The sequence below is a fragment of the uncultured Pelagimonas sp. genome (assembly GCF_947498515.1).
Taxonomy (GTDB): Bacteria; Pseudomonadota; Alphaproteobacteria; order Rhodobacterales; family Rhodobacteraceae; genus Pelagimonas.
In genome coordinates this window covers 116437-132544 of record NZ_CANMKO010000005.1, presented here as the reverse complement: position 1 = coordinate 132544, position 16108 = coordinate 116437, and the positions used below count along the sequence as shown (strand labels likewise).

Sequence of the window (16108 nt, the reverse complement as noted above, 5' to 3'; positions counted from 1 at the left end):
TTCTGGAATGAATAGTTTCAGCAGTCCAATATGACCCAAACGCCGTGGCTTGGCTTTTCGATTGACCGCACATCTCCGATACCGATCTTTGAACAGATTTGTACGGCGATGCGCGCAGCAATTGCCGCAGGGGAATTGCGACAGGGGCAACGTTTACCGGCGACGCGGGTGTTTGCGACGGAACTTGGGTTGTCTCGGTCAACCGTGGTCACCGCCTATGAACAGCTTGTCGCCGAAGGCTATCTGCAAAGTGTTCAAGGGTCGGGCTATACCGTCTGCGCCATGGGCGAGGTTGAGTTAGAAAGCACGCGTGTAAATCCTCAGGACGAAACAGCGGAAACGAAGAGGTTGGCAGTTCCCTTTGAGTCCGGTCAACCCGATATGCGCCTCTTTCCCTATCGGCAATGGGCCAAGGCGGTGGCGCGGGTCTGTCGCACCAATCCAGAAGCGATGTTGATTGGTGGCGGGCCGTTTGGCAATTTCGACCTACGCCGCGCCATTGCGGCGCATGTTGCGGACTGGCGCGGTATTCAGGCCTCGGGGCATCAGGTGATTGTGACGGCCGGGTCGTCGGACGCGCTTGATATTTGCCTGCGTGGATTGGCGCAAAACGGTGACACCATAGGCATTGAAACGCCGGGGTACCAGCCGATCCATCACTTTGCGCAAACACAGGGGTTAAAATCGCACTGGCTTGCTATTGATGCTGGCGGCGCGCAATTACCGCAAAGTCAGCCAACACCACGGGTCGTGGTCCTGACACCGTCACACCAATATCCGCTAGGTGGCGCAATGACTCCAAGCCGGCGTCAGGAGTTTATTCGCTGGGCTGACGTCAATAACAGTTGGATCATCGAAGATGACTACGACAGCGAATTTCGCTATGCCGGGCGGCCAATCCCGGCCATGGCCGGGTTCGATCAGCTAAATCGCACTGTTTATATTGGTAGCTTTTCCAAGATTTTCTCAAATGCTTTGCGGCTGGGCTATATCGTTGCCCCACGCGATTTGATGGATCGGTTTCGTGGGGCGATCCGTCAAACTGGTTTACGAGCAAGTTATATGCCGCAACAGGCCTTGGCTGATTTTATGGAGTCGGGCGAGTTTTACCGCCATTTGCGCCGGGTGCGGCGGGTCTATGGCGAACGCCGTCGGTATTTGCTCGATAGGCTAGCGCAAGATTTTGAGAAATTCGGCCAGTTTCAAGACCATCAAGCCGGGATGCAGGTTGTCTTTCATTTGAAAGGCGGTTTGCGTGACACCACCGTCGCCGCGCGCGCGCAAAATCTTGGCGTGGATATCGAAGCGCTTTCGGAATGCGCGTTTGTTCCAAGGGGCGAAAACGGTCTGATCCTTGGGTTTTGTGGCTATCAAATCCAAGACATGAGCGCGGCGCTGGACCGGTTGAAACTTTGTTTTGCACCCGATTAATCTGGATCGCTCTGTGTTGTCGTCTGCAACACTTCGGCGATGGTTGACAACAACTCTGCCCGGCGGATTGGTTTCATCAAACGGATGTCTTCTGGTCGTAAACCGTTGCCATGCACGGTGGCCTCTGCTGCATAACCGGTCAAAAAGATCGCCGGAAGGTCGGGGCGAATAGCGCGCAGAGCGCGAACCAGACCAGGGCCAAGCAAGTGACCCGGCATAACAACATCCGTGACCAAAAGATCAAAGTTCGGGTCCTGCTCAAACATCGCCAGCGCGGCATCGCCCGAGGACGTCGCAACAACATCATAACCCGCCTTGCGCAAAACCGAGACAAGAATGGTCAACACGCCGCTTTCGTCTTCGGCGACCAAAATTCGGCCGCCTTGCTGAATTTTGTGTACAGGTGCCGCAGAAACCGGCGGTTTGGGGGGGGTGTCAGGCGGGGTCATGGCATTGAAAAAGAGCTTAAACGTCGTGCCAACGCGTTCTTCGCTATAGACTCGGACTGTTCCGCCAGATTGACGAATGAACCCGTCGATCATTGAAAGGCCAAGCCCAGAACCATCACCCGGTGCCTTGGTCGTGAAGAAGGGTTCAAACACTTGTTTTAGCGTGTCTTTCGAAATCCCATGTCCGGTGTCGCTTACCGCCATCATCACATATTCGCCCGGATCAATATCCTCGAACTTGCTTTGAATCGTTTCGGCATCAATGACGAGATTGGCGGTTTCGATGGTTAGTTTGCCGCCCTCGCGCATAGCGTCACGTGCGTTGATAATAAGGTTAAGCAAAGCGCTTTCGGTTGAGCTTGGGTCGGCGCGAATGGTCCAGATGTCATCGGCCAGATGTGTGTTGACCTCGATATGAGAGGGCAATGTACGCATGATCCAGTTTTGGGTATTCAGAATGAGATCGTTCAGATTTAGCTCGGTTGGTTCCAGTTTGGCTTTGCGCGCAAAGGCCAGCATGTTGCGGGTGAGATCGGCGCCGCGGGTTGTTGCGTTGATGCTGGCATCCAACATTTTGAGCAAATTGGGGTCGGTGATATCGTCGCGAACCAACTCAAGGTTGCCAAGTATTACCGCTAGTAGGTTATTGAAATCATGTGCCACACCGCCGGTGAGCTGTCCGATGGCTTCGCCGCGTTGAGATTTGACGAGGGCCTGTTCGGTCAAGTGCTTTTCGGTGGCGTCAATCATGATGCCTTCGAGTTCGATGTCGCCATTCTCCGCCAGCACTGGTCGCCCGCGTTCCCATACCCAGCGTTGGTCCCCATCTAAAGTGGTGACTCCATACTCAATTTCGTACGGCTTGTTCTGGGCAACTGCGTCTTCAATCACCTGCCGTAAATATCGTTTGTCTGCATCATCAACTTGAAACAGGCTTTCGCTGCCAAATGTGTCCCAATCATCAGACTGGCGCGAGGGTTCAACAAATTGGCGGTAGTAGCCTTTGCTGCGGTAAACCGCTGACCAATTGTCGTCGAGCTTGATCCGAAACAAGGCTCCGGGCAGGTTGTCGACCAGATTGGCCAGCTTGGCGCGGCTGTCCTTAAGGTCTTCGCTGAGTTCGACCTGATCTGTGACGTCCAATAGCACCCCAAGCGTAGAGACCACCCGGCCGGTATCGTCATATCCGGGTTCGGCCCATTGTTTGAGATGCCGGATTGAGCCGTCGTCACGGGTAATGCGCACCGTAATGGTCCAGCCCGAGCCGGTCTCGCAGGCCGTTTCGACAAGGTCGCGATAACGATCTCGGTCGTCAGGGTGATACCAGAGCTGATCCTTTGCAAAAGACGTGGTTCGCCCCAAGTATTCATCAACTGAGACACCAAAGATTTCAGCCATCTCCGGTGAGCAATAGGAACAACAATCTGCGTTCCTGTCCCAAATCCAATGGCCCAAGTGTGCGAGTTTCGACGCGTTGCGATAGCGTTGATCAATAGTGCTAAGTTCCGCCTCTCGGACGATCCGATCGGTGATGTCGCGGGTCACCCCAATATAGCCAGTGAACTGACCATCTTTATCGAATTGAGGCTCACCATTTGCTTCGCGGTAGCTTTTGCTCCCGTCGGGATTGTAATCAACGAGGGTCAGATCTTTGATGACCTCACGGTTTTCCATGGCGGTGACGGTTGGCCCCCAATCACCGTGCAAAGGACGCCGGGTTGCCACCTCCCACGGGCGTAACCCGATAAGATGGGCCCCTTCAGGCGCGACAGTTGTGGGGCCGCTGATGACCGAGGTTACTTTGAGGTCTTTGTCGGTTTCCCATAGGCGGTCGACGGCCATTTGAGAAAAAATGCCAAGTCGCTTTTTGTAGTCGGCAACGGTACTGTCCGTTTCGACGAACTGAGCCTGAGCCATAGAGAGTGAAATCAACCCGGCCACAGCCTGAGCAAAACGAGATTCATTGCCCGACGGCACGTTCTGCGCGTCATTGGCGTCTTGCCGGTGGTACTCGAGAAGCAAAGCACCGTAGATGTCGCCGTTCTGCACCAAAGGGCACAATGCGAGAGCATCCAGTTTTCCTTGGGGCAATTGAGCAAGGATCGCATCCAACGCATCGCGGTTTTCGGTGTTCGAGGTCGTGACATCAGAGGTCTTGAGAATGGCAAGGATAGATGCATCGACACCCAACACCTTGGGTGGATCGTTTGATGAGTCTGCGGCGACGGCGACACGTTTTAGATACCGCAGATCTGCGCTCAGGGTCCAAACCGTAACTCGATAGGCCGTTGTCACTTGGTTGATCGTTTCTGCAAAACAATTCAACTGCTCGGCCATTGCCAAACCGGCAAACGGGCGTTGCACCAGAAGATGATGCAAAGCGGAATCCAGTTGATTGAGAGAAGAGTCGTCGGCCTGCGTCATAGGCATCAGCATTTACCAACTTGACCAATTTACCAAGAAGATTTGATGCTACGCATGTTTATCAAATGCAGTTTTTACTCAAATAGAGATATTTGAATGTCACTTTCGTTCTTACACGCGAAATAGTTTGCATCTCCTCTCGGGATACTGGTGCAGCCATTGGTTGGGATCTGACCGTGCCAATAGCAGTTCGGGCGCACGCGGTGTTACACAACCATTCGGAACGCCATGCCGGCTTGATGGAATGTGGGTCAAATCCTAAAGGAAACTGGTGCCACATAACCGGGAAAACAATCTAGGGTTAGGCGAATGATGGTTGAAAGCGGCCCCTGCCTCCTTTGGTTAAGGGCAGGGGTCTGATTATCTAGCTCAGAGGTGATCCAACCACCTACAAGGACGTAAATTTAGGCCGACGCAGCCTCTTGGGAGACCTGTGCATATTCGTTCAGAGCCGCGACACAGCCTTGGGCCCAGATCAGGGCAAGCCACTTGCAAAACGCATCCGAAAATGGAGCGGCCTGCGACAGGTCGCCGTAAATATTGCTTTGTTCGAGCCACGCCAGTGGCCGTGTTTTGGCGGCCAAAGCCACCTGAGTGAGTTCATCCCAATTGGGATCATTTGCCTCGATGACGGACCCATCTTCGCGCGTACCCGCACACATGCGGGCCCAAAGCGCCTCAACCAAAGCAAGCCCTTCTACTGACCGCCCCGCCGCAAGTTGGTCGCGCAATATTGGCAAAACAAACCCGGGATGCCGCGCCGATCCGTCAAAAGCCACACGGCGGGTCGTGTCGACAATCCGTGGATTCGAAAAACGGTCTTCGATGAGGTCAACATACTCTGCGGGGGTCTTGCCGGGGACAGGGGCCACGGTAGGAGCGATTTCCGAGCGTTGAACCTTGCCAAAGAAACCCACAATGCTCGGATGCGCCATACATTCAGCAATGGTTTCAATGCCAAGCGTTTCCCCCACATTGGCGATCACTTGGTGGCCCGCGTTCAGAATGCGGATTTTCATCGTTTCGAATGCGTGGACATCATCCGAGATGGTGGCTCCGACCTGTTCCCAATGTGGACGCCCGGCGCAAAACTTGTCTTCGATAACCCATTGGCGAAAAGCTTCGTGGGTGACGACAGCGGCGTCTTTGATCCCAAAGTCCGCGGCCAAGGCCAATTCATTGGGCCCCGTGGCCGGGGCGATGCAATCAACCATGGAATTTGGAAATGTCGCGTTGGTGTCGATCCAGTCGGCGAGGTCGGGATCAGACAGCCGGGCCAGGGACACAACCGTCTGACGCAGGATGTCTCCGTTACCTTGTAGGTTGTCACAGCTCAGACCTGTAAAGGGAGCCAAGCCAGCATCGCGGCGCAAACGCAGGGCCGCAACAATTGCGCCGAATGCCGTTTGCGGCGCGTCAGGATGGGCCGCATCATAGACCAGATCGGCATGGCTGGCGTCGAACCCTTTGGTAACAGGATCAATATAGTAGCCGCTTTCGGTGACGGTCATTGCAACAATGCGGATCGCCGGGTCTGCCATTTGCCGAATGAGAGCCGCGTTGCCGGTTTCTATCGGAAGGTAATCGATCATGGATCCAACGACCTCTGCGGAGACGTTGTTGGGGTCCAATTCGATCAGAGTTGTCAGACAATCCTGAGCCAAAAGCTTTTCGCGCATGGCCGCATCATAGGGACGCACACCAGCGCCAATAATCGCCCAATCATGGGCCTCACCCGCCTGCATAAGGCGGTGCAAATACCACGCCTGATGGGCACGGTGAAAATTCCCAACCCCAATATGGACAATGCCCGGTGTTAGCGCTGCGCGGTCATAGGTTGGGCGCTTGACGGTCAATTGATCAAGTGTTGCGTTCGAAAGCGAGATCAGTTCATCCATTGTCCACCATCCACATTGTAGGTTTGCGCGACGATGTAACGTGCCGCATCGCTGGCTAAAAAGATGGCCATACCGGTTAGGTCTTCTGGTGTGCCCATGCGCCCAAAAGGGACGCCGGCACCGACTTCGCGCTTCTTTTGACCGGGTGCTTTGTTTTCGTATTTGGCAAAAAACGCATCAACGCCGTCCCAATGCTCGCCGTCTACGACGCCCGGCGAAATAGCATTGACGTTGATCCCATGCTTGATCAGATCCAGACCTGCGGATTGCGTTAGGCTAATGACTGCTGCTTTGGTGGCGCAATATACGGCAACAAGGGGTTCGCCGCGCCGACCTGCTTGGCTGGCCATGTTGATGATCTTGCCGCCCTGTCCCCGCGCGATCATCTGTTTTGCAACGGCCTGCATGGTAAACAGAGTGCCTTTTACGTTCACGTCGAAACAGCGCGCAAAATCGGCTTCTTCAATCTCAATGATTGGAGCGGCGGTAAAGAGAGCGGCGTTATTGATCAGAATGTCGATGTCGCCAAACCCGTGGCGATCCGCTTCGCTTAGGGCCGCATCGATACTGGTGCGATCGGTGACATCCATTCCAACCGCCAAGGCATTCTTGGGGTCTAGGTCTTTTGCGGTGCGTGCGGCCCGCTCGTAATCAATATCAGCAATGATCACACGCGCCCCTTCGTTCAGATAGGCCGCCGCAAAGGCCCGCCCGATTCCTCGGGCGGCACCAGTTATCAGGGCTGTTTTTCCAGCCAATTGCATCAGTCTATCCTCAGACCCATATCGTCAAACTTGTGGATCTGGGTCTCGTCCGGTGTCAGGTAAACAGTGTCGCCATGTTTGAACGAAACGTCCCCAGCAGCGCGGACAGTCAATGGGTCACAGCCGTCAATGCCATGGATGTGGATGAAGGTATCAGAGCCAAGGTGTTCGGCGACGCCAACGGTGCCTTTCCAAATACCATCAGAGTCTGAAACCGCGATATGCTCGGGGCGAATACCGATGGTTGTCGCGCCATGCTTTTTCGCTTCGTCGCTTTCGATCAGGTTCATCTTGGGGCTGCCGATAAAGCCAGCAACGAACTTGTTGCGGGGCTTGTGATAGAGCTCAAGCGGGCTACCGACCTGTTCAATGACACCAGCTTGCAAAACAACAATCTTGTTGGCCATTGTCATGGCTTCGACCTGATCGTGGGTCACATAGATCATTGTCGTCTGCATGCGCTCGTGCATTTCAGTGATCTCAAGCCGCATTCCAACCCGCAGGGCCGCGTCAAGATTCGACAATGGCTCGTCAAAGAGGAAGGCAGACGGATCGCGCACAATGGCACGGCCAATGGCCACACGCTGACGTTGGCCACCCGAAAGCTGACCCGGTTTACGGTCCAGATAATCGGTGAGGTTCAGAGATTCAGCTGCCGCATTAATGCGCTTGTTTTGCTCCTCTTCGCTCATGCCAGCCATCCGCATTGGGAAGGCAATGTTCTTGCGAACAGTCATGTGCGGATAAAGCGCGTAGGTTTGGAAAACCATTGAAAGCCCGCGCTTTGAAGGAGAGATTTCGGTAACATCCTGATCGTCGATGAGAACCTTGCCAGAGGTGGTTTCCTCCAACCCTGCAATCAAGCGAAGAAGCGTGGATTTACCGCAACCGGAGGGTCCGACAAACACAGCGAATTCGCCGTCTTCGATGGTCAGATCCAATGGCGGGATCACCTGTGTGTCGCCAAAGTTCTTGGTGACCTTTTCAAGTACTATACGTCCCATGATCTTTTCCTATTCTCGGAATTACTTGACGGCGCCAAAGGTGAGACCTTGGACCAATTGTTTTTGACAGAACCAGCCCAACACGATGATGGGGCCAACGGCAGCCGCGGAGACAGCGGAGAGGCGTCCAAAGAACAGACCTTCTGGTGCGCGGTTACCTTCGATGAGTTTGGAGAGAGTTGAGGCGTCAATTGTGGTTAGACGGACCGTCCAATAGGCTTCGTTCCAGCAGAAGATAAAGCAAAGCAGAGCCGTTGACGCGATCCCCCCCCAAGCGAGCGGAATAAGGATTTCCTTGATTTCACCCCAGGTGTTCACCCCATCCATTTGGCCAGCTTCAATGATCTCTTTTGGGATCTCTTTGAAGTAGGTGAACAACATCCAAATCACGATAGGGAGGTTGATCAGGCAGAGCACCAGAATGACCATAAAGTGGGTGTCAAACAGGCCCAGGCTTTTGGTGAGGAACGTCATTGGATAGAGAACAGCCGCGGCCGGTAGCATCTTGGTCGACAGCATCCACATCAACACGTCTTTGGTCGAGCGGCTTGGGTTAAACGCCATCGAGTAGGCGCAGGGGATACCGATTGCTAGGCCAAAGACCGTCGCAAATACCGACGTGATCACCGAGTTTTTGGCAAAGCGCCAATAGTCGTAATTCTCGGTCATGTTCAGGTAGTTATCGAGTGTCGGCGTGAAGAAGAATAGGAACTCTGGCTTCACCGCGTCGGCATCTGTTTTAAAGCTGGTCAGGACCAGCCAGAAGATTGGGAAGAAGAACAGAAGCCCAACCGCCCAGGCCAAGATAGTGCGACCTGTTTTTCCGTACTTTGAGGTTTGTGCAACAATTGCCATTGGTCTGCCCCTTATTCCATCAAGGTCTTGCCAACCATGCGCAGCAAGAAGATTGCGACGATGTTGGCGAGGATTACGGCGAAGATGCCCGTGGCGCTGGCGGCACCGATGTTGTTGTTGGCAAATTCACCGATTAGGTAGGGCAGGTTCTTGTTGCCGTTGCCCCGGCTTACAATTTCGATTTCTGCATAGAGCGAGAGGTGGAAGATCGCTTGAATCATCACCACAATCGCAATGGGGCGTCCCAAATGCGGTAGGGTGAGGAACCTGAACATCGACCAATTGCTTGCCCCGTCTAGGATCGCGGCCTCTTTCTGCTGCTGATCCTCTGATTGTAGCGACGTCATAAAGATGAGGATGGCGAAGGGTGTCCACTGCCATGTCACCATGATGATGACGGCATATGCTGATGTCTGGGTGGCGCGGAACGAGATCGGCGTGAGTTCTGGCCAAAGCGAAAAGAACCAACCAATCAAGGGTGCGTCACGGAGCCCGCTGATCACTTCGTTGATGCCACCAACAGCGATCCCTTGCAGACCGAGCACCGGATCAAGGATCATATTGATCCACAAGACCGCGTTCACGGCAGGCATGACAAAGAATGGCGAGATTAGCAAAACTCGTACAATGCCTTGACCCGGAAAGGTCTTGTTGATCAGCACAGCGATCAGAATGCCGAGCGACACCGTCAAGAAGAGAATGCTGCAGACAATGAAGAGGCTGTTCTGAATTGCAAAGAGGAAATCTTTGGAATTGAGAACAAATTCGTAGTTGCCGAAGCCGCGCCAGTTGCTCAGAGACGGAGTTGTCCACTCTGGTCGGCGCAGGTTGTTAAGGACGTATCGGATGAACGAAAAGTAAAGCGTCATCGATAGTGGGATTAGCATCCAGACCAACAGCAGCAAAACAGCTGGTGATTGAAGTAAACGTGGAAGCGTTCTGTTAGACATGACCTAGACCCCCAGCGGAACACGGTGTTCGCTTTGTCTGTAAATTATTTGAATGGTCGATTGGCGGGCATTGCGAATCTGTGCGATTAAATTGCCGATTGCAGCAATGACTGGTGTTGAATGGAAGGCCCGAACATGTCGGGCCTTCTCTTAGTGCGGGGCGGCTTAGTAGTAGCCCGCTTCTTTCATGATCGAGTCTGCTGCGGCTTGCGACGCGGCAAGAGCTTCGTCTACAGATTTCGCACCGGACAGAGCAGCTGCGATTTCTTGAGCGACAGCGGAACCAACCTCTGGGAACTCAGGGATCGCTGCGAACTGAACACCAACATATGGCTTGATGTCTGTTGCTTCAGGAGCCGCAGATTCAATGGCTGCCATCTCAGCGGCTGCAAATTTCGCAACGGCCTGGAACTCAGGGATCGCATATGTCGAGGCACGTGTACCTGTTGGCACTTTGCCCCAGCCAAAGTCGGCGTGGTTGCCAACGGCCTGGATGTAGGCTTTGGATGTTGCCCACTCGATAAACGCGTGTGCTGCTTCGGAGTTTGGCGAACCCGTTGGAACGGCCATGGCCCAAGCCCAGAGCCAGTTTGCACCCACTGGGTTACCAGCGTTTGGAGACTGAGCGTAGGCGACACCGTCAACTTCTAGGAAGGAAGCGGCGATTGTTGCGTCGATCCAAAGGCCACATTTGCCTTCGTTATAAAGAGCAAGGATCTCGTTGAAGGAGTTGCCTTCGGAACCGGGAGGGCCGTAGTTGCCCAGCAGGTCAACGTAGAAGTTGATCGCAGCTTTCCATTCGTCGGACTCAATTGTTGGCTTCATGTCTTTGTCGAACCATGCACCACCGAAGGAGTTAACCATGGTTGTGACAAAGGCCATGTTGTCGCCCCAACCTGGCTTGCCGCGAAGACACGCACCATAGACGCCTGCGTCTGGGTTGTGCATAGCAGCGGCGGCTGCTTTGACGTTGTCCCAGCTGTCATTGTCAGCAATGGTGACGCCAGCTGCGTCTGTCAGATCCTTGCGGTACATGACCATGGAGCTTTCGCCATAGAAAGGCGCAGCATAAAGCGTCCCTTCATGGGACAGACCATTGCGCATCGCTGGCAGCATGTCATCGACGTCGTATTCTGCGCCAAAGTTCAGTGCTTCGATCCAGCCAGCAGCACCCCAGATTGGTGCTTCTTGCATGCCGATATTGATGATGTCGTACTGGCCGCCACCGGTTGCTGTGTCGGATGTTACCTGATCACGCAGAACGCCTTCTTCCAGGGAAACCCAGTTCAGGGCAACACCTGTTTCAGCAGTGTATGCCTCTGCAACTTTCTGCATGTTGATCATGTGACCGTTGTTCACGATCGCAATTGTGAGCTCTTTCGCGTGGTCGTCCGCAAGTGCGCCGCCTGCTGAGAAAAGCGATACTGCCGTAGCAGCATAAAGTGCTTTCTTAATAGACATCCCAAAATTCCTCCTCGTTGGATGATAGTGATAAGGCTACCTGCGGACACGACGCGAAGTCAATTAAAATTTTGCGCGCGTAAAAGATAGGGATTGCAGGCGCACATTCAATGACTTAGGCGCTGTCCCTCATGATCAACCGGCCCTCAAATGTGGTCTCGGTCCGGTTTGAGAGGCGTTCATTGTTTTCTAACATCCCGAACAATTCACTCACGGCGCGATTCGCGATGGCTTCGTAATCTTGTGCAATTGTGGTCAAAGGCGGGCAGGTGAATCTGGAAAATGGGTGATCATCATGGCCTGCAATTCGAAGGTCGCACCCAGCGCCGTGCCCAACCCGGAGGCCAAGGCCATAGGCCGCCGAGAGCATGCCAATCGCCAAGCGATCATTGCTGCACAAGATGGTGTTTGTGTTAAAGGCCTTGGCAGACAATAGGCGCCCGCCTTCGATGCTTCCGATTTCTTCGAAGTTCCAACCTTCGCCGTCAACCTGAAAGATGCGCGGTTCATGCCCGTGCCGTTCCATGCTTTCAATATAGGCCAGACGCCGTTTGTTAGCATTTGGGTTAAGCGCAGATTTTATTTCAAAAAAACAAGGCGCTTCGCCGCTCCGACAAAGGTATTCCACCATGAGGTTGACGCTTTGAGAGTTATCGGTTCCGACAAAGGCCTGACCGACATCGGACATATTGGCGTCAAACAAGACAAGCGGGAAATCCTCGTCAAAGGCGTGCACAGCATCCAAGTCCGACGTTCGCCCAAATGGTGCAAGGAGAACACCCGCCGGTTTCAACGATCTCAGCGAATTTAGATTGTCCTGCTCCATCGCCGGGTTGCCGTGTGAATTGAGCAAAATGGGGCTATACCCCGCATCGATACAGGCCAGTTCGACCCGGCGTCCAATTTCGGAAAAAAACGGGTCTGCAAGATTCGGAACCACAACGCCGATATTCTTAGTCGTGCGCCTGTTTTGGTTCATTGCAAACACATTTGGCTGGTAGTCGTACTTCTTGAGAGACTCCTCAATTTTTGCACGAGTCGACGCGCGAACGCTTTCGGGATCATTGAAATATTTGGATACAGTCGGGCGAGAAATACCACTCAGAGCAGCAAATTCTTCCATATTGCGAATTTTCGAGTGACTCATTTTAACACCTGATGCCCTTAAAGGTAGCGCGCGATAATTTAGACAAGTTACGAACGTCAACTACGATACGTCAAGGCAATACCTGTTTCAGGCGGCTCAACATCGCCTTGGGTCAGCAGCTTGACCGTATTTCAAGCAACTCGGAGCCCCCTGTCCATTCGGAACATTTCCCCCGAAAAACCGGAGGGAGGAATCGTCTGTCCTGCCTATCCGGGGCCGAACGGCAAAACCAATCCGTTAGCCGCGGTAATTGCCATCGCAGGGCGTATTTGGCCACCTCGTGAAAAGGAAAACCGTTACATTTCGTTTATGCACATGGGGTGTCCACAAATCCGCACCTCGGCTGTGGGCGGCCGGCGCTGGCTATTTGCATATTTCTCTTGCATGTTTGCGAGGAAATAACCGTGCGTTCAGGATCGCACCTCTTGACCCCAGGACCGTTTGCGATGACCGATATTTTGCTAGCTGCTTTTGTCTTCCTTGTTGCCGGTGTGATCGCTGTGCCGATTGCCTCGCGCCTTGGGCTTGGCTCGGTGCTTGGTTTTCTGATCGCAGGCATCGCTATCAGCCCAATCTTGGCATGGCTGCATGTGGACGTGGTGTCGATTCAGCATTTTGCTGAATTCGGTGTGGTGATGATGCTGTTTCTGGTCGGGCTAGAACTTGAACCCAAAACGCTCTGGCAGATGCGCGCCAAGCTCTTGGGGCTTGGGGGTGGACAGGTCGGGCTGACCACCGCTGTTGTGATGATGGTCGCGCTGGCCTTTGGCCAACCTTGGACGGTGGCCTTGGCGATTGGCTTGGTGATGGCGCTGTCCTCAACTGCGATTGTCCTTCAAACCTTGGGTGAAAAAGGATTGATGCGTAGCGATGGGGGGCAGGCCAGTTTCTCGGTGCTTTTGTTCCAAGACATCGCTGTGATCCCAATGCTGGCACTGATCCCTTTGTTGGCCATGCCAGAGTTGGTCGAGGCCTTGTCCCATGCGTCACACGGCGACGATGGGCATGGCAGTTCCATGAGCCTTGTTGAGGGGCTTCCGGGGTGGGCTGCGGCGTTGGTCACGCTTGCGGCGATTGCGGGGGTCATTGTGATTGGCTCCCATCTAACCGGCCCGATCTTTCGGTTTATATCCGGCGCAGAAATGCGTGAGCTGTTCATATCTGCCGCCCTTATGATTGTGATAGGCATTGCGCTTTTGATGTCGCTTGTCGGGTTGTCTCCGGCGCTTGGCACCTTTTTGGCCGGGGTTGTCTTGGCCAATAGCGAATACAAACACGAACTCGAAAGCGATATCGAACCTATCAAAGGATTGCTCTTGGGTCTGTTCTTTATGACCGTTGGCGCGGGCATCAACTTTGCCCTGTTGTTTGACAACTTCGCCCTTATCCTTGGCCTGACTCTTGGCTTGATGGTGGTGAAATCGGCGGTGCTTTTTGTGCTGGCGGTTATCTTCAAATTGCAAGGCGCGGATCGGTGGTTGTTTACGCTCGGCCTTGCCCAAGCCGGTGAATTTGGCTTTGTTTTATTGGCCTTTACGGTGTCCAACGCGGTGATCCCCGGCGATTTGGCTCAGATTTTGCTCTTGATCGTCGCTTTGTCGATGCTCTTTACGCCGGGGCTCTTCATCCTCTTCGACAAGGTTGTCGCGCCGCGGTTTGCGCAAGCAGAACAGCGCGAAGCAGATGAAATTGAAAACCGATCTGACATCATTATCGCTGGGCATGGTCGAGTGGGCGGCTTGATCGCCCGGATTTTGCGCGGCTGTGGCATGAACCCGACGGTGATTGATTTCTCCTCAGCTCAGCTTGAAATCCTCAAAGCCTTTGACATGAAAGCCTATTACGGTGACGCAACGCGGCCTGATTTGCTTCACGCCGCAGGAATTTCCAAGGCCAAACTGTTTGTGATTGCCATTGATGACAAGGAACGGATCACCCAGTTAGTGAAATATCTTCAGGCCCATCATCCCGATGTGCACGTCGTGGCGCGGGCGCTTGATCGGAACCATGTTTATGATCTTTGGGCCGCTGGGTGTCGTGACATCATCCGCGAAACCTATGACAGTTCGATGCGCATGGGGCGCAGCTCGATCGAGGCGCTTGGGTACTCAAAAGAGCAAGCCAACGACATGATCGAGGCGTTTAATGCCCTTGATCGCCGCTCGATGCTTGATGCCGCAGAACACTATGATCCAGACATCCCACCGATGGAAAACGAGGCTTATCTGAACTCGATCCGCGAAAAACGAGAAGCTTGGGAGGCCGAGCTAGGCGACCAAATGCAAGCCATCATGACAGGCTCAAGCAAATCATGAGCGACGAACAAGCGAAATTCCTAACCGGGAACCTGACAGGGCATATTGTCACCATGTCACTTACGGCGGCGGTCGGGTTTGTGGCGCTATTCATTGTTGATCTTGTCGACATGCTGTTCATCTCGATGCTCGGGATAGAAGAGCTTGCGGCTGCGGTTGGATTTGCCGGAACCATCCTGTTTGTCACCACGTCTTTGTCGATTGGTTTGGGCATCGCAGGCGGTGCCTTGGTTGCCAAAGCGCTAGGCGAAGGCAAAGCGGATCGCGCCCGCGAGCTGTTGACTCATGTTATGTTGGTTGGCTTCGCCTTTGCCGTGGTCGTGGCGATTTTGATCTACCAAAATCTGGCTGGATTGACCGCTTTGGTTGGGGCATCTGGCCCGACTCAGGATTTAGCCATCTCCTATTTGCAAATCTTGGTTCCAACCATGCCGATCCTGATGATCGGCATTGTCGGATCAGCGGCGCTGCGAAGCCATGGCGCGGCGAAACTATCGATGATGGCGACGTTGAGCGCCGGAATCGTCAACGCCGTGCTTGACCCGATCTTTATCTTCACGCTCGATATGGGGCTTGCGGGGGCGGCGTGGGCGTCGGTCGCGGCGCGTGTCACGGTGGCGGGCGTCGCATTGTGGTATCTGTTCCGCCGCTACGGAGGCCTAACTGCGCTCTCTACCTCGGCTATTTTCAGCGATCTCAAACCCATTGCCGCGATTGCCTTGCCAGCGATGTTGGCCAATGTCGCCACCCCGATAGGGGGTGCCTATGTTACCCGCGCCGCCGCTGAATTTGGCGAGGCCGCCGTGGCCGGGATGGCGGTGATCGGCCGGGTGACGCCGGTGGCCTTTGCCCTGATCTTTGCCATGTCCGGGGCAATCGGCCCGATAATCGGCCAGAATTTCGGCGCGCAGCGGCATGACCGTGTTCGCAAAGCGTTTAACAGCGCCATGGTTTTGATCGTGATCTATGTTTTCCCAGTGGTCGGTGTGCTCTACCTGTCCCGCGATCTGATTGCTGATATGTTCAACGCCACCGGGATCGCCCGCGACTTGATCTATCTGTTCTGCGGACCACTGTCGTTGCTTTGGATTTTCAATGGGATCATTTTTGTCGCCAATGCATCATTCAACAATCTTGGCCACCCATTCTATTCCACATGGGTCAATTGGGGGCGCAACACCTTGGGTGTCATCCCCTTTGTCTATTTTGGTGCGCAATATTGGGGGGCTGCCGGGGTTTTGATTGGCCAAATGGCAGGCGGGGCCTTTGTCGCTCTGGTCGCCTTGATCATGGCCGAACATGTGATGCGCAAAGCCGAGCGGGACAAGTGTTGCCCAACCGACAAGCCCGAATTTGCCCGGCATCGCCGCCCCTTTACCATTTTGCACCATCGCAGATGAAAGGCCGGGG

The 16108-nt window shown here is 54.1% G+C and carries 11 protein-coding genes; 3 read left to right on the top strand and 8 right to left on the bottom strand.

Going from position 1 to position 16108, the window contains the following annotated elements; all coding sequences use genetic code 11:
- Positions 1 to 30: 30 nt before the first annotated feature.
- Positions 31 to 1431 (top strand): PLP-dependent aminotransferase family protein, encoded by a 1401-nt coding sequence (locus Q1A43_RS11015; protein ID WP_299935049.1) that lies wholly within the window; start codon positions 31 to 33, stop codon positions 1429 to 1431.
- On the opposite strand, the gene Q1A43_RS11010 is transcribed toward Q1A43_RS11015, so the two are convergent.
- The 8 genes from Q1A43_RS11010 to Q1A43_RS10975 all read right to left on the bottom strand — a co-directional run bounded on the left by Q1A43_RS11010 (position 1428) and on the right by Q1A43_RS10975 (position 12383).
- The gene (locus Q1A43_RS11010; RefSeq protein ID WP_299935046.1) at positions 1428 to 4304 is read right to left on the bottom strand and encodes a PAS domain-containing protein; all 2877 of its coding nucleotides are present in this window, start codon (positions 4302 to 4304) and stop codon (positions 1428 to 1430) included. The genes Q1A43_RS11015 and Q1A43_RS11010 overlap by 4 nt on opposite strands.
- Positions 4305 to 4708: 404 nt before the next feature.
- Positions 4709 to 6202 (bottom strand): mannitol dehydrogenase family protein, encoded by a 1494-nt coding sequence (locus Q1A43_RS11005; RefSeq protein WP_299935043.1) that lies wholly within the window; start codon positions 6200 to 6202, stop codon positions 4709 to 4711.
- Positions 6190 to 6969: an L-iditol 2-dehydrogenase gene (locus Q1A43_RS11000; protein WP_299923632.1), complete on the bottom strand. Its 780-nt coding sequence runs from the start codon at positions 6967 to 6969 to the stop codon at positions 6190 to 6192. Before Q1A43_RS11000 ends, Q1A43_RS11005 begins: the two co-directional genes overlap by 13 nt.
- Positions 6966 to 7970 carry an ABC transporter ATP-binding protein gene (locus Q1A43_RS10995; protein WP_299935040.1) on the bottom strand — a complete coding sequence of 335 codons (1005 nt, stop codon included), beginning with the start codon at positions 7968 to 7970 and terminating at the stop codon, positions 6966 to 6968. The genes Q1A43_RS11000 and Q1A43_RS10995 overlap by 4 nt, the downstream gene beginning before the upstream one ends.
- Before the next feature lie 21 nt (positions 7971 to 7991).
- The gene (locus Q1A43_RS10990; protein ID WP_299923463.1) at positions 7992 to 8825 is read right to left on the bottom strand and encodes a carbohydrate ABC transporter permease; all 834 of its coding nucleotides are present in this window, start codon (positions 8823 to 8825) and stop codon (positions 7992 to 7994) included.
- Between the two features lie 11 nt (positions 8826 to 8836).
- Complete coding sequence (locus Q1A43_RS10985) at positions 8837 to 9775, bottom strand: carbohydrate ABC transporter permease (RefSeq protein WP_299923461.1); 939 nt, start codon at positions 9773 to 9775, stop codon at positions 8837 to 8839.
- Positions 9776 to 9940: 165 nt separating this feature from the next.
- Complete coding sequence (locus Q1A43_RS10980) at positions 9941 to 11236, bottom strand: sugar ABC transporter substrate-binding protein (protein WP_299923458.1); 1296 nt, start codon at positions 11234 to 11236, stop codon at positions 9941 to 9943.
- 115 nt (positions 11237 to 11351) lie between these two features.
- Positions 11352 to 12383, bottom strand: a complete 1032-nt coding sequence (locus tag Q1A43_RS10975; protein WP_299923454.1) for a LacI family DNA-binding transcriptional regulator — start codon at positions 12381 to 12383, stop codon at positions 11352 to 11354.
- A gap of 446 nt (positions 12384 to 12829) precedes the next feature.
- On the opposite strand from Q1A43_RS10975, the gene Q1A43_RS10970 reads away from it, so the two are divergent.
- Together Q1A43_RS10970 and Q1A43_RS10965 are read left to right on the top strand one after the other, a co-directional pair.
- Complete coding sequence (locus Q1A43_RS10970) at positions 12830 to 14698, top strand: cation:proton antiporter (protein ID WP_299935037.1); 1869 nt, start codon at positions 12830 to 12832, stop codon at positions 14696 to 14698.
- Positions 14695 to 16098, top strand: a complete 1404-nt coding sequence (locus tag Q1A43_RS10965; RefSeq protein WP_299923448.1) for an MATE family efflux transporter — start codon at positions 14695 to 14697, stop codon at positions 16096 to 16098. The genes Q1A43_RS10970 and Q1A43_RS10965 overlap by 4 nt, the downstream gene beginning before the upstream one ends.
- The last annotated feature ends 10 nt before the right edge of the window (positions 16099 to 16108 follow it).

Bases quoted from the DNA above. Each gene is read 5' to 3' on its own strand.
- Q1A43_RS11015 (WP_299935049.1), top strand. From the start codon at position 31: ATGACCCAAACGCCGTGGCTTGGCTTTTCGATTGACCGCACATCTCCG.
- Q1A43_RS11010 (WP_299935046.1), bottom strand. From the start codon at position 4,304: ATGACGCAGGCCGACGACTCTTCTCTCAATCAACTGGATTCCGCTTTG.
- Q1A43_RS11005 (WP_299935043.1), bottom strand. From the start codon at position 6,202: ATGGATGAACTGATCTCGCTTTCGAACGCAACACTTGATCAATTGACC.
- Q1A43_RS10995 (WP_299935040.1), bottom strand. From the start codon at position 7,970: ATGGGACGTATAGTACTTGAAAAGGTCACCAAGAACTTTGGCGACACA.
- Q1A43_RS10990 (WP_299923463.1), bottom strand. From the start codon at position 8,825: ATGGCAATTGTTGCACAAACCTCAAAGTACGGAAAAACAGGTCGCACT.
- Q1A43_RS10985 (WP_299923461.1), bottom strand. From the start codon at position 9,775: ATGTCTAACAGAACGCTTCCACGTTTACTTCAATCACCAGCTGTTTTG.
- Q1A43_RS10980 (WP_299923458.1), bottom strand. From the start codon at position 11,236: ATGTCTATTAAGAAAGCACTTTATGCTGCTACGGCAGTATCGCTTTTC.
- Q1A43_RS10975 (WP_299923454.1), bottom strand. From the start codon at position 12,383: ATGAGTCACTCGAAAATTCGCAATATGGAAGAATTTGCTGCTCTGAGT.
- Q1A43_RS10970 (WP_299935037.1), top strand. From the start codon at position 12,830: ATGACCGATATTTTGCTAGCTGCTTTTGTCTTCCTTGTTGCCGGTGTG.
- Q1A43_RS10965 (WP_299923448.1), top strand. From the start codon at position 14,695: ATGAGCGACGAACAAGCGAAATTCCTAACCGGGAACCTGACAGGGCAT.